This is a genomic window from Dactylosporangium sp. CA-139114 (genome assembly GCF_050955725.1).
Classification (GTDB): Bacteria; Actinomycetota; Actinomycetes; order Mycobacteriales; family Micromonosporaceae; genus Dactylosporangium.
The window spans coordinates 5,291,218-5,303,593 of sequence record NZ_CP192080.1; the positions used below are offsets into that span (position 1 = coordinate 5,291,218).

A 12,376-nucleotide genomic window follows, 5' to 3' on the forward strand; every position below is an offset into this window, starting at 1 on the left:
CCGGTCCCGGCGGGCGCATCCAGACCGCCGTGAGGGTGGTACCGCCGGCGCTCTGCTACTGTCACGCAGAGTAGTCATATAGTGGCATGAGGTGATGGCGATGGTGGGCAGGCTCGGCGTCCTCGCGGCGGTGCTGGTGGCCGCGGGCGGGATCGGCGCGTCGGCGAACGCGGCCGCGGCCGAGGGGATCGTCCACGGCGACCCGTCGGCGGAGGCGCACGGCTACGTCGTCATGCTCAAGGACGCCGCGGGCGCCCAGAGCGCCGGGAACCCCGCGGACCTCGTGGCCCAGCGCGCCACGGCGCTCGCCCAGCGCTTCGGCGGGACGGTGCACGAGCGGTACAGCAGCGCCGTCAAGGGCTTCGCCGTCGACGGCCTCGACGAGGCCCGCGCGCGGCAGCTCGCCGCCGCCCCCGAGGTCGAGCGCGTCGAGCGCAACGTGCTGACGCGGCGCTCGACCCGCCCCGACGTGCGGCCGCGCGGCACGCAGAGCGGGCCGACGTGGGCCCTCGACCGCATCGACCACCATGAGCGCAGCATCGACGGGTCCTTCGACTACCCGAACGCCGGGCCGGACGTCAGCACGTACCTGATCGACGGCGGCATCCGCATCAGCCACAACGACCTCGGCGGCCGGGCCACCTACGGCCGCAACTTCGTGGACCGGGTCAAGAACCCGAACGACACCCCCGCCAACGTCGACAACAGCAACGACCCGGCCGACGCCAACGACTGCGAGGGCTACGGCACCTGGTCCGCCGGGGCCGTCGCCGGCACCACGTACGGCGTCGCCAAGCTGGCCAAGCCGGTCGCCGTGCGGGTGTTCGACTGCAGCGGCCGCGGCTACGTCTCCGAGGTCGTGGCCGGCGTCGACTGGGTCACCGCCTCCGCCCAGCGCCCGGCCGTCGTGGAGCTGGACGGGCTCTACGGCAAGACCGTCATCATCGACGCGGCCGTGCGCCGCTCGATCGCGTCCGGTCTGACCTGGGTGATCCCGGCCGGGGACTTCAACGACTACGGCGACGACGCCTGCTCCTTCTCGCCGACCGGGGTCACCGAGGCGATCGTCGTGTCCTCCTCGACGTACTACGACGACCCCGACTTCTACGCCAACTACGGCCCGTGCGTCGACATCTACGCACCCGGCGAGGACGTGCCCGGGATCGGCAAGGACTCGGACGTGGCCCTGAAGACCATGAGCGGCAGCTCGATGGCGGCGGCGTACGTGGTCGGCGCGGCCGCGCTCATCCTGCAGGCGCACCCCGCGTACACCCCGGCGCAGGTGCGCAACGCGCTGGTCCAGGACTCGACGGTCGGCGCGCTGCGGATGGCGGCGGTGCCCGCCCACTACGCCGCGGCCACCCCGAACCGGCTGCTCTACGTGCGCCAGGGCGAGCCGTCGCGGCCGGTCGGGAAGCTGCAGAACCTCTACAACCCGCGCTACGGCACGACCGAGGTCTACGCGCGCTCCGACAACAGCGACCACCTCATGTACGCGTACTGGTCCGGCGACTGGTCGTCGTGGACCGATCTCGGCGGCCCGATCACCGGCGACCCCGCGGTGCTCTACAACCCGAGGTTCGGCACGACCGAGGTCTACGCGCGGCTGTCGAACAACCATCTCGGCTACCGCTACTTCTCCGGCGGCTGGTCGCCGTGGATCGACCTCGGCGGCTCCCTCGCGGGGAATCCGGCGGTCATCTACAACCCGACGTACGGCACGACCGAGGTGTACGCCCGCACGTCGGCGAACTCGCTGGCCTACGTGTACTACGCCGGCGGCTGGTCGGGCTGGACGGACCTGGGCGGGGCGCTCACCGGCGATCCCGGGGTGCTCTACAACCCGAAGTTCGGCACCACGGAGGCGTACGCGGTGACCGGCGGTGGCCTGGCCTACGTCTACTACCTCGGCGGCTGGTCGGGGTGGACGGGCCTGGGCGGCTCGGTGCAGGGCACGCCGGCGGTGCTCTACAACCCGAAGTACGGCACGACCGAGGTGTACCTGCGCACGTCGGGCAACCAGCTGTCCTACGTCTACTACCTCGGCGGCTGGAGCGGCTGGACCGGCCTCGGCGGCACCCTGGACCAGGACCCGGGCGTGGTCTACAACCGGTCCTCGGGCACCACCGAGGTCTACGTCCACACGCCGTCGAACCAGCTGCAGTACGTGTACTACCTCGGCGGCTGGTCAGGGTGGAACAACCTCGGCGGCGCCACCGCGGGCAGCCCGTCGGTGCTGTACAACCCGCGGTTCGGCACCACCGAGGTGTACACCCTGGCCCAGGACGGGCACGGGTACTACAAGTACTACGCCGGCGGCTGGTCGGACTACGTCGACATCACGGCCTGACTCAGCAGGCCCACCTGACGATCGCGTACGGGCCGTGGTCACCGTCGCGCACGGTGGCCACGACCGTCCGGCCGTCCGCGGAGATGTCGGCGTAGTACATGAACCCGGCGGCCGCGCCGGGCAGCGGCAGCGGCGTGACGGTGCCGTCGCTCCACACGGCCGGCTGATAGTCCTTCGTGTCGCGCACGCCGACGGCCCGCCCGTTCTCGCTGAGCGCCAAGGCCGTGAACGGGCCCATCGCGTCGGCCGTGCCCGTGCGCATGTTCCAGCGCACGCTCGGCCGGCCGCTCTGCCCGTAGTCGGCCGGCAGCCGGTGTCCGCGCAGCCCCAGGTCCGCCCCGACATAGCCGGCTCCGACGACCCAGTCGCCCGCGATCAGCCTCGGCTCCCCGGTCGGCGCGTCGAGCAGCGCGCCCCCGCCGTCGAGGTTCCAGCGGTAGGCCGCCGGTGTGCGACCCCCGTCGGCGGCCGGCGGCAGGTACACGTGGCCGACCATGACACCGTCGCCGTTGATGCCGCTCGGGCGCGGCACGTCGGGGAACTCCCACCGCAGCCGCGGCGGCGTGACCAGCGGCACCGGGCCTTTCGCGCCCGGCCACAGCACCGGGATCGTCCCCTGGTGGCCGTCGAGCTCGGCGGTGCCGAGCAGGTTGCCGTGGGCGTCGAGGTCCGTCACCTCGCTGGAGACGGCGTCGTTCGGCAGCGGCAGCCGCACGACCCGGCCGCCCTGGAAGAGCGCCGCGACCCTGCGGTGGTCGGCGAGGTTCTCGTAGCCGCCGATGGTGCCCTGCGCGTCGACGGCGGCCGGCACGAAGTTCCGGGCCGCGGGCGGGTTGCTGACCTGGCCGTCGTGCCAGACCAGCAGGCCGATCTTCGAGTTGCCGACGATCCATCGCCCGCTCGGGTCGATGGCCCGCAGCACGCGGCCGTCGGGCGTGGTGCCGGCCATCTCCGGCAGCGCCTGCGCCGTGCACGACAGGGGCGCCCCGGGCGTCGTGACCGCGGGCGGCCAGGCCCGGGCCGAGCCGCTCACCGACGGGTTGCCCGACGGTGGTACGGCCGGCAGACCGCGATCCGGCCGGCGCGACGGCAGCGCGAACGCCACGCCCGCCAGCACGAGCAGCGCGGCGACCCCGGCGACTACGGCCACCCGGGTCCGGCCCCGGCGGATGCGGGCCTTCGCGGCGTCGAGGACGTCGTCGGCGCTCATCCGGGTCGGGGTGACGTCCTGCCCGGCGTACGACCGCAGCACTTCCTCGGGGCTCACGCTGACCTCCTCGCCGGCAGCTCGGCGCGCGACGACGCCTCGAACAGTTCCCGCAGCGTGCGCAGCGCCACCGACGTCTGCGCCTTGATCGTGCCCTCGGAGCGGCCGAGCACCTGCGCGACGTCGGCAACCGACATGTCGCACAGGAACCGCAGCGCCACGACGAGCCGCTGCCGCTCGGGCAGCCGGCGCAGCGCCTGGCGCACCGCGAGCCGGTCGTCGACCGCCCCCGTGGCCGCGTCGACCTCCCGGTCCGGCGGCGACCCGCGCAGGAACACCCTCGCCCAGGGGCGCCGCTGATCCGACAGGCAGGCGCGCACGACCATCGAGTGCACGTACGCGTCGAGGCTGGCCACCTCACCCCGCTTGGACCAGCGCCTGTAGAGCGTCGTCAGCGCGTTCTGCACCGCGTCCTCGGCGCGGTCGCGGTCCCCGAGCACCAGCACCGCGACGCGGTGCGGCCTGGGCAGGTGGGCCCGCACGTACTCGACGTACTCCCGCTCATCGTCGACCCGCACCCGCGCCGTCTCCCCTCCGTGGGCGATGTCCGCCCAGTAGACGCGCGCGGCGGCCGGCGGGGTTTAGCACCTCCGCGGCCGATTGTCGCCGACGCCCGGCGGGCCGGTGGGCACGCTCGGCCGCCGCGCCATCGCTTCCCGGCCCGGCGCCGCGGCGTGGGCGGGGACGTGGGCGGGGGCACGGTCGGCGGCGGCGGCGGTGCGCTGGGCCGGCAGCAGCGCCGGGCGGCGGCGCGCGGCGAGGTCCTCCACCGGCCCCAGCACCAGCACTGGCACGCAGAGCAGGACGAGGGCCACGGCGAAGTACCCCGGCTCGGTGGCGGGCCCGAGCTGCCACACGTGCAGCCGGTCACCGACCCAGAAGCACAGCGCGATGGCGATGTTGTGCCAGAGGTAGATGGTCACCGCCCGGGCGTTGAGCAGCGTGACCGCGCGGTCCAGCAGCGGGACCCGCCGCAGCCATCGCATCGCCGGCGCGGCCCGCAGCAGCAGGATCGCGAAGCCGAGGGAGTAGAGCCCCTGGGCGAGCGGGATGTCGTTGAGGTTGCCGGCGCCGTCCTCGGGCGGGTGGGTGAACGCCCAGGCGGCACCGGCCGTGATGCAGCCGCCGGCCAGTGCGGCCAGCGCCGCCGGGTGCAGGCGGCGCAGCGCGCCGGTGCGGTGGGCGAACCCCGCCATCCAGCACGACCCGAAGGTGGCCACGTCGACCACCACCGCCCCGGCCCGCCAGCCGAGCAGGTCCAGGCCCGCGTGCCCGGGCGCCAGCTGGGTGGCGGCCAGCACCGCCAGCGGCAGCACCGTCGCGACGACCGGCAGCCGGCGGAACAGCCGCCACGCCAGGGGCGAGAGCAGGACCAGCCACAGGTACGTCACCAGGTACCACAGCACCACGGTCGCGTCACCGGCCCAGGCGCTGCCGGGCGGGTCGGCGAGGGGCACGAGCCAGAACACCAGCAGCCGCAGGTCGCGGCCGTTCGGGTCGGCCGTCGTCCAGCCGTGCCAGAGCATCACGGGCACCACGACCGCCGCCAGCACCCACAGCGCGGGCAGCAGCCGCCGGACCCGGCCGGTCACCGCCCGCACCGCCGAGCGCTGCAGCGACGCGGCCATGAGGGATCCGCCCAGGGCGAACATGAGCCCCATCGCCGGGAAGGCCCAGCTGAGCCACACCACGCTGAACATGTGGAACACCACGACCCGGGCGATCGCCACGGCGCGCAGCACGTCCAGATAGCGATCACGACCGGCAGGCAACGTCACAGACGACATGGTGGCCGCCGGCCGGCGCGCCCGCGGGCGCTTCGCCGAGACCTGGCCGACCCGCCGACCCCGGACGTGGACGCCGCCGCCCCTTGCCGGGCGTGGATGCTAGTCGTGCGGCCGGACGATCGCGGTCAGTAACCGGACGAGCTCGGCCCGCTCGGCCGGGCTCAGCGGGGCCAGGACGTCGTCCTCGGCCTCGGCCAGCAGGCCGTGCAGGGTCGCCAGCTGCCGGCGGCCGCGGGGGGTGAGCGTGATGACGTTCTGCCGGCGGTCGGCCGGGTTCGGCGCCCGCTCGACCTGCCCGCGCTGCGCCAGCTCGTTGACGACCGCGACGATGTCGCTGCGGAAGATGCCGGTGCGCTCGCTGAGCTGGGCCTGACTGGCCGGGCCGGACTCGTCCAGCGTGGCGAGCACGGCGAAGTGCCACTTGCGCGCGTCCGCCGTCGCCAGGCCCTCGGTGACCCGCCGGTCGGACTGCATCGCGGCCAGCGACAGCAGCCGGGTCGGCAGGGAGCTCAGCCGTCTCACCGCCGCACTCTACCACTTGTGTTAGTGCGACTAACGGTCTAGCGTCTGCGTTAGGCGCACTAACGATTATTGGAGGGGTTCCCATGGACTTCGGCACGCAGCTGATCGGCCGCACCGAGAAGGCGCTCAACGCGATCCTCGAGCGGCTCCTGGCCGGCCCCGGCCTGACCGAGCGGCAGTGGGTCGCGCTGACCCTGACCATCCGCGGCGGCTCGATCCCCGGCGCCCTGCACGTCGACGAGGCCGCGGCCGACCGGCTGGTGGCGCAGCTCGCCGAGCGTGGCCTGGTCGACGCCGCCGGTGCGGCGACCGAGCGCGGCCACGACGTGTTCCGCGAGGTCCGCGCGGCCGTCCTCGACGTCACCCACCGGCTCTGGGGCGACCTGCCCGAGGCCGACCTCGCCGTCGCCGGCCGGGTGCTCGACACGGTGCTGACCCGCGCGAACGCCCTGCTGCCGGGCTGAGCCCGTGACGGGCTGCCGGAGGTCTCTGGCGCCGCTGACGTTCCGGTGCCGCTGACGTTCCGGTGCCGCTGACGTCCAGCGCGCCCTCGAGGCTCCCGTCGAGTCCGCCGGCGGCCCCGCGTCGGAGCGCGACCTGGGCAAGCTCGTCGACGCGGCGGGCCAGGGCTGGGACGTGCAGGCGCCGGCCGACATCTCGACCTGCGCGACGCCCCGCTGCGCCTGGCCGGCGTCCGCCTCGACGGCGCCGCCCTGAACGGCGCGGTGGGCCGCGTGTCGGGCGCGGCGGCGGTCGGCGGCGAGGTGCTGGCGGGCCCGGCCCTCACGGCATGGTTGCGCGGCCGCGGATGTGTGATGCTGAGCCCATGATCGTCGAGTTCGAGGCCGAGCTGTGGGAGTGGGACGCCCGCCGCGGCGACTCCTGGGTCTTCGTGAGCCTGCCGGTCGAGCCCTCGGAGGAGATCCGCGAGCTGACCGCCGGCACGCGGCGCGGCTTCGGCTCGGTGCGCGTGCGGGCGCGGATCGGCACCACGGCGTGGAGGACGTCCATCTTTCCCTCGGGCGACGGCCCGTACGTGCTGCCGCTCAAGCGCGCCGTGCGCACCGCCCAGGGCCTGGGGCTCGGCGACACGGCCGCGGTGAGCGTCGAGCTGCTCGACGCGCCCTAGTGTCCGGCGACTACGGCCGTGACCCGTGGCGCGAGGTCCGCCGCGCACCGGCCTGGCTGACGTTCGCCACGACGTGGATCGCCCTGCTGTCCGGCGCCGCTCACCTGTATCTCGGCGCCGCCCGGGTCGTGTGGCTCGCGGGCTCGGCCGTGCTGGTGGGGTCCTGCGTCGTCGCCGTGCCGCTCCTGCGGGCCCGGGCGCGCGAGCGCCAGCGGCGCCTGGCCGGCCGGACGCTGCTGCTGTGGGCGGCGGGCCTGCTGACCGTGCTCGTCGCCGCCGCCCTGCACTAGCGGCCGGGCGGCTCAGCGGGCGCGGCGGCGCATGCCGGACGCCAGCTCGGCGGCGTCGAGGTCCCCGGCGGCCAGGCGGGCCCGCACGGTGCGGGTGACCATCGCGGCGGCCAGCGACGGCAGGTGCCGGGCGATCGCCATCTCGACGCGGCCGCGCGGGGTCGTGGCCACGTCGCGGGGCGGGCGCTTCGCGGTCGCCGCGTGCAGGATCGCGGCCACGACGCCCGCGACCGGCTCGTGGCGCGAGACGCCCTCCAGGGACAGGCCGGCCCGCGCCGTGGCGTCGTGGATCGGGGAGGCGACCATGCTCGGGTACACCACGCTGACGCCGATGTGCGAGCCGACCTCGAGGCGCAGCGCGTCGGCGTAGGCGGCGAGGGCGCGCTTGCTCACGCCGTAGGCGGCGGCCAGGGGCAGCGGCAGCACGGCCATCCGGCTCGCCACGAACACGACCCGGCCGCGGGCGCGCTCCAGGGCCGGGATCGCCGCCGCGCTCGTGCGCCAGGCGGCGAGCAGGTTCACCTCCAGCTGGCGGCGGACCTCCTCGCCCGGGGGCAGCTCGGCCGGGGCCGGGCCGCCCACGCCCGCGTTGTTGATGAGCAGGTCCAGGCCGCCGAGGAGGTCCACCGCGTGCTCGACGGCCGGCGGCACCTCGGCGTCGCAGGTCAGGTCGCAGCGCAGCATCGGGGCCGGGCTCGTGATGGAGGGCACGAGGTCCAGGCCGACGACCTGCGCGCCCGAGGCCAGCAGGCGCTCGGTGAGGGCCCGGCCGAACGTGCCGGAGGCGCCCGTGATCAGGACCCGGCGGCCGTGCAGCGTCAGCGCCATCGCACGTCCCCTTCCGTGGATCGGCGCCGCAGCTCGGCGGCGGCCTCGGCGAGGTACACGTCGAAGTCGACGCGCATGGCGGGCCGCCGCGAGCCCCAGCGCCGCGTCGCCGCGCGCAGGTGTCGGTCGCAGTCCGCGCGCTGCACGGCCGGCGGCGGGAGGGCATACCGCCCGGCCAGGAAGGCGCCGACCAGCCGGGCCTGCGCCTCGACCACGGGCAGCGCGGCGCCGGTGGACTGCATGAGGCCCACGAAGAACAGGCCGGGCGCGTCGAGGTGGAAGATGCGGCGGTACAGCGGCAGGCGGTCGGCCCCCGGGCCCAGCAGGGCGGGGTCGAGCAACGGCAGGTCGACCCGGTAGCCGGTGCACCACACGATGAGGTCGACGGGGTCGCGGCGGCCGTCGGTGAAGCACACCGCGTCGCCGTCGAGGCGCTCGATGCCGGGCCGCACGCCGATCTCCCCGTGCGTGATCCGGGGGAGCAGGCCGTCGGACAGGGTCGGGTGGTCCTGCAGGAAACCGTGCGCCGGCGCCGGCAGGCCGTAGCGCTGCGGCGGCCCGACCGCGAGGCGCAGCAGCCGCTCGCTGACCCGCTGCCGCAGCCGCCACGGCAGCCTGCGGGCCAGCGCGCCGTTGAGCGTGTCGGCGGGCCGGCTGAGCAGGTACTTCGGCACGATCCAGACCCCGCGGCGCAGCGACAGCAGGGTCGAGACGGCCACGTGCGAGGCGTCGACGGCGATGTCCATGGCCGAGTTCCCGCCGCCGACCACGAGCACCCGGCGCCCGGCGAGCTGCTCCGGCCCGCGGTAGTCGTGGCTGTGCAGGGACTCGCCGCCGAACGGGCCCGGGTACATCGGCTCGGGCGGCCGGGGCACCGCGTTGTGGCCGGTGGCGACGACGACGGCCGGGGTCTGCCAGGTCCCGGTCGCGGTGGAGACGGTCCAGGAGCCGTCGGCGACCCGGGTCACCGCGGTCACGGTCTCGCCGTGGCGGATGTCCTCGGCCAGGCCGAACGCGTCGGTGTAGGCGGCGAGGTAGCCGGCGACGTGCTCGTGGTCCGGGTAGTCGGGCCAGTCGGCGGGCATCGGGAAGTCGGCGAACTCGGTGCGGGTGCGGCTGGTGTTGAGGTGCAGCGTGCGGTAGGCCGACGAGCCGGGTGCGCCGAACACCCACAGGCCGCCCGGGCGCTCGCCGGCGTCGAGGCACACGACGGGGACGTCCCGGTCGCGCAGCGCCTTCACCGTGGCCAGGCCGGCCGGGCCCGCGCCGATGACGACGACCGGTTTATCCAACACGTGATGGATAATGCGCCGAGACGTCGGCGGCGGTCAAGCCGTGCCGTACATCCGCCGCAGCCATCGATGCGCGAACGTGCGCGCCGCGCGCTGCCGGTCCGGGTCCGGGCCCTCGTGCAGCACGTGCACGGCGTGCGCGTGCAGGGCCCAGATGAGGCTGCGCACCGCCGTGTGCGGGTCGGGCTCGTGCAGGACGCCGGCCGCGTCGGCCGCCGTGAGCAGGTCGGCGACCTGGGCGTACAGCGGCGCCGAGTAGCGCTCGTCGAGCCCCTCGTGCCCGGCCGGGTCGAGCCAGCGCCGCAGCCACAGCCCGGTGTTCTCCGGGTGCGCCTCCAGGAAGTCCACGAACGTGTCGACCAGGCGGTGCAGCACCGGCAGCACGGCGTCTGCCCCGCCCGGCAGCGCCAGGCGCGCGTCGGCGAGCACCGGGCCGAGCGCGGCCCGCTCGGCGTCGTGCACGAGCCCGAAGCAGGCCTCGTACAGTGCCGCCTTCCCGCCGGTGTGGTGGTGCACGGTGGCCACGTCGACGCCGGCCGCCTCGGCGACCTGGCGCAGGCTCACCGCGGCGAACCCGTGCCGGGCGAACAGGCCCACCGCCACCCGCAGGATCGACTCGCGGGTCGCGGCGCGCTCGTCGCGCCGGGGGCGGCCCGGTCCGCGGCGGGGGGTGTGCTGAGGCTCCATCGTCGCCTAGTATCCATCAACCGTTGGATAACCTGGGGGGCGGGATGGACGGCAGGCGGCTACCCCGAGGCGGCCTGGCCGCGTTCGCGACCGGCTCCTTCGGCATGGGCATCTGGATCACGGTGCCGGGGCTGTTGCTGCTGTACTTCCTCACCGACGTCCTCGCCGTGGCCCCGCTGCTGGCCGGCACCGCCCTGCTCGTGCCGAAGATCGCCGACGTGGTGCTGCACCCGTGGGTGGGCACCGTCTCCGACGCCGGCCTGGCCCGCCACGGCAGCCGACGCCGCCTGCTGCTGGCCGGCTGCGCGCTGGTCCTGCCGTTCGCGGCGCTGTTCGCGGTGCCGGCCGGGCTCTCCGGCCCCGCCGCGGCCGGCTGGGTCGCGGTCGCCTTCGTCGCGGGCAACCTGCTGTTCGCCGCCTACCAGGTGCCCTACCTGTCCACCCCGGCCGACCTCGCGATCGGCTACCACGAGCGCACCCGCCTCATGGGCTTCCGCATGGTGGTGCTGACCGTCGGCATCCTCGCCAGCGGCCTCGCCGCCCCGCTGCTCGCCGGGCGCGAGGACCCGACCCGGGCCGGCTACGCCACCATGGCCCTCGTCCTCGGCGGGCTCATGCTCGCCGCGATGCTGGCCGGCGTCGCGGGCGTGGGCCGGCTCGCCGCCGCGGCCCCGCTGGAGCGCCCGCGGTCCGGCCCCGCGCTGCTCGCGGCGCTGCGGGACCGCCAGTTCCGCCCGCTCGCCGCCTCCTACCTGGCCATGTCGACCACCTCGCACCTGGTGCTCGCCGCGGTGCCCTACTACACCGAGTACGAGCTCGGCCGCCCCCGGCTCACCACGGTCCTCGTCGCCGCGTTCCTGGCCCCAGCCCTGCTCGCGACCCCGGCCTGGGTCGCGCTCGCGCGCCGCTGGGGCAAGCAGCGGGGCCTGCTGCTCGCCCAGGCCGTCTTCGTCGCCGGGTGCGCCGTGCTCGCGGCCGGCGCCGCCGCGGGCGTGGCGGTGCTCGTGGCCGCGGTGGCCGTGCTCGGGGTCGCGTTCGCCGCGCTGCAGCTGCTGCCGTTCTCGATGCTGCCCGACGTCGTGGCCGCCTCGGGGCGCCCGCAGAGCGCGGGCAGCTACACGGGCGTGTGGACCGCGGCGGACTCGCTCGGCGGGGCGCTCGGGCCGTACGTCTACGCCGCGTGCCTGGCCCTCGGCGGCTTCGTCGCGGGGGCGGACGCGACGGCCCAGCCGGCCTCGGCGGTCACCTGGATCCGGCTCGGCTTCGGTGCCGTCCCGGCGGCGCTGATGCTCGCCGCGATCGTGCTCCAGCGCCGCTACCGCCTCGACGCCTCGGCCTCAACCCGGGCAGCGGTGTAAACCAGGCGCAGGGCCTCGGCCGCGATGAGCTCCGGCTCGGTGAACATGACCAGGTGCCCCGACGCCTGGGCCGGGACCAGCCGCCCGTTCGGCAGGGCGTCGGCCGTGCGGCGGTGGGCGTCGGTCACGGCCGCCCGCACCCCGCGGTCGAACCGGGCCGGGGCCGTGCCGGAGATGACCGTCACCGGCAGGTCGCCCAGGCTCGGCGGCTCGGCCCGCAGCGGCCCGAGATCCTCGAGCAGGCACTTCAGCTCGGCCGCCATCGTCCGCGCCGCGCGCACCGTGAAGTCCTCGGCCCGGTGCTCGGCCGCCACGTCCGGCGGCTGGACCATCCCCGGGCGCGCGGCCATCGGACGGTACAGCCCCGTGCGCGCCATCGCCGCGACGAGCCGGCGCGTGAGCGCGAAGCGGCGGCGGGCGGCCCTGGCGAAGTACAGCTCGCACCGCTCGTCCGTCGGGTCGACCAGCACGAGCCCGCGGACGCGGTCCGGCTCGGCCGCGGCCGCGGCGCGCACGAGCGGGCCGCCCCAGCTGTGCCCGACCAGGACGAACGGGCCGTCGCCGAGCGCCCGCAGCAGCGCGTCGAGGTCCGCGGCCATCCGGCCGAGCGTGAGCGGCTCGGGGTCGTCGTCGCTGCGCCCGGTGCCGGCCCGGTCGTAGACGACGGCGCGGGTCCGGGCGGCGACGAGCGGCTGCACGAGGCCCCAGACGGAGCGGGACAGGCCCATGCCGGAGGCGAACACGACGGTCGTCTCGCCCTCGCCGCGGGTCATGTAGTGCAGCCGCCGTCCGTCTCCGGTTCCGGCCCAGCCGCTCTCGCCGTACGAATGCTCCGCCACGCGAATAGGTTAGGACAGCCTCACCGT

At 75.5% G+C, this 12,376-nt stretch carries 13 protein-coding genes; 5 read left to right on the plus strand and 8 right to left on the minus strand.

Going from position 1 to position 12,376, the window contains the following annotated elements:
- The first annotated feature begins 100 nt into the window (after positions 1-100).
- Positions 101-2,350 carry a S8 family serine peptidase gene (locus tag ACQP2P_RS23260; protein WP_433604019.1) on the plus strand — a complete coding sequence of 750 codons (2,250 nt, stop codon included), beginning with the start codon at positions 101-103 and terminating at the stop codon, positions 2,348-2,350.
- Position 2,351: 1 nt separating this feature from the next.
- Here the strand turns inward: ACQP2P_RS23260 and ACQP2P_RS23265 are convergent, their stop codons facing one another.
- The 4 genes from ACQP2P_RS23265 to ACQP2P_RS23280 all read right to left on the minus strand — a co-directional run bounded on the left by ACQP2P_RS23265 (position 2,352) and on the right by ACQP2P_RS23280 (position 5,926).
- On the minus strand, positions 2,352-3,617 hold the full coding sequence (locus ACQP2P_RS23265; protein WP_433604020.1) for a hypothetical protein: 1,266 nt from the start codon (positions 3,615-3,617) through the stop codon (positions 2,352-2,354).
- Positions 3,614-4,135 carry a SigE family RNA polymerase sigma factor gene (locus tag ACQP2P_RS23270; protein WP_433604021.1) on the minus strand — a complete coding sequence of 174 codons (522 nt, stop codon included), beginning with the start codon at positions 4,133-4,135 and terminating at the stop codon, positions 3,614-3,616. The genes ACQP2P_RS23265 and ACQP2P_RS23270 overlap by 4 nt, the downstream gene beginning before the upstream one ends.
- Before the next feature lie 63 nt (positions 4,136-4,198).
- Positions 4,199-5,395, minus strand: coding sequence for an acyltransferase family protein (locus ACQP2P_RS23275; protein ID WP_433604022.1), 1,197 nt, complete (start codon positions 5,393-5,395; stop codon positions 4,199-4,201).
- Between the two features lie 108 nt (positions 5,396-5,503).
- Positions 5,504-5,926: a MarR family winged helix-turn-helix transcriptional regulator gene (locus ACQP2P_RS23280; RefSeq protein WP_433604023.1), complete on the minus strand. Its 423-nt coding sequence runs from the start codon at positions 5,924-5,926 to the stop codon at positions 5,504-5,506.
- Positions 5,927-6,009: 83 nt separating this feature from the next.
- Between ACQP2P_RS23280 and ACQP2P_RS23285 the strand changes: the two genes are divergently transcribed.
- The 3 genes from ACQP2P_RS23285 to ACQP2P_RS23295 all read left to right on the plus strand — a co-directional run bounded on the left by ACQP2P_RS23285 (position 6,010) and on the right by ACQP2P_RS23295 (position 7,345).
- Entirely contained in the window at positions 6,010-6,390 is a 381-nt protein-coding gene (locus ACQP2P_RS23285) for a MarR family winged helix-turn-helix transcriptional regulator (RefSeq protein ID WP_433604024.1), read from the plus strand.
- A gap of 362 nt (positions 6,391-6,752) precedes the next feature.
- Complete coding sequence (locus ACQP2P_RS23290) at positions 6,753-7,055, plus strand: DUF1905 domain-containing protein (protein ID WP_433604025.1); 303 nt, start codon at positions 6,753-6,755, stop codon at positions 7,053-7,055.
- Positions 7,055-7,345, plus strand: a complete 291-nt coding sequence (locus ACQP2P_RS23295) for a hypothetical protein (protein ID WP_433604026.1) — start codon at positions 7,055-7,057, stop codon at positions 7,343-7,345. Before ACQP2P_RS23290 ends, ACQP2P_RS23295 begins: the two co-directional genes overlap by 1 nt.
- Before the next feature lie 12 nt (positions 7,346-7,357).
- Here the strand turns inward: ACQP2P_RS23295 and ACQP2P_RS23300 are convergent, their stop codons facing one another.
- Genes ACQP2P_RS23300 through ACQP2P_RS23310 form a run of 3 tightly spaced genes read right to left on the minus strand, consistent with a single transcriptional unit; the run spans position 7,358 to position 10,152 of the window.
- On the minus strand, positions 7,358-8,173 hold the full coding sequence (locus tag ACQP2P_RS23300; protein ID WP_433604027.1) for an SDR family NAD(P)-dependent oxidoreductase: 816 nt from the start codon (positions 8,171-8,173) through the stop codon (positions 7,358-7,360).
- Positions 8,164-9,468: a flavin-containing monooxygenase gene (locus ACQP2P_RS23305; protein WP_433604028.1), complete on the minus strand. Its 1,305-nt coding sequence runs from the start codon at positions 9,466-9,468 to the stop codon at positions 8,164-8,166. Before ACQP2P_RS23305 ends, ACQP2P_RS23300 begins: the two co-directional genes overlap by 10 nt.
- Before the next feature lie 33 nt (positions 9,469-9,501).
- Positions 9,502-10,152 carry a TetR/AcrR family transcriptional regulator gene (locus ACQP2P_RS23310; RefSeq protein ID WP_433604029.1) on the minus strand — a complete coding sequence of 217 codons (651 nt, stop codon included), beginning with the start codon at positions 10,150-10,152 and terminating at the stop codon, positions 9,502-9,504.
- 44 nt (positions 10,153-10,196) lie between these two features.
- On the opposite strand from ACQP2P_RS23310, the gene ACQP2P_RS23315 reads away from it, so the two are divergent.
- Positions 10,197-11,510: an MFS transporter gene (locus ACQP2P_RS23315; RefSeq protein ID WP_433604030.1), complete on the plus strand. Its 1,314-nt coding sequence runs from the start codon at positions 10,197-10,199 to the stop codon at positions 11,508-11,510.
- On the opposite strand, the gene ACQP2P_RS23320 is transcribed toward ACQP2P_RS23315, so the two are convergent.
- A complete protein-coding gene (locus tag ACQP2P_RS23320) occupies positions 11,468-12,349 on the minus strand; it encodes an alpha/beta fold hydrolase (RefSeq protein WP_433604031.1) in 882 nt (293 codons plus the stop codon). The genes ACQP2P_RS23315 and ACQP2P_RS23320 overlap by 43 nt on opposite strands.
- Positions 12,350-12,376: the final 27 nt, after the last annotated feature.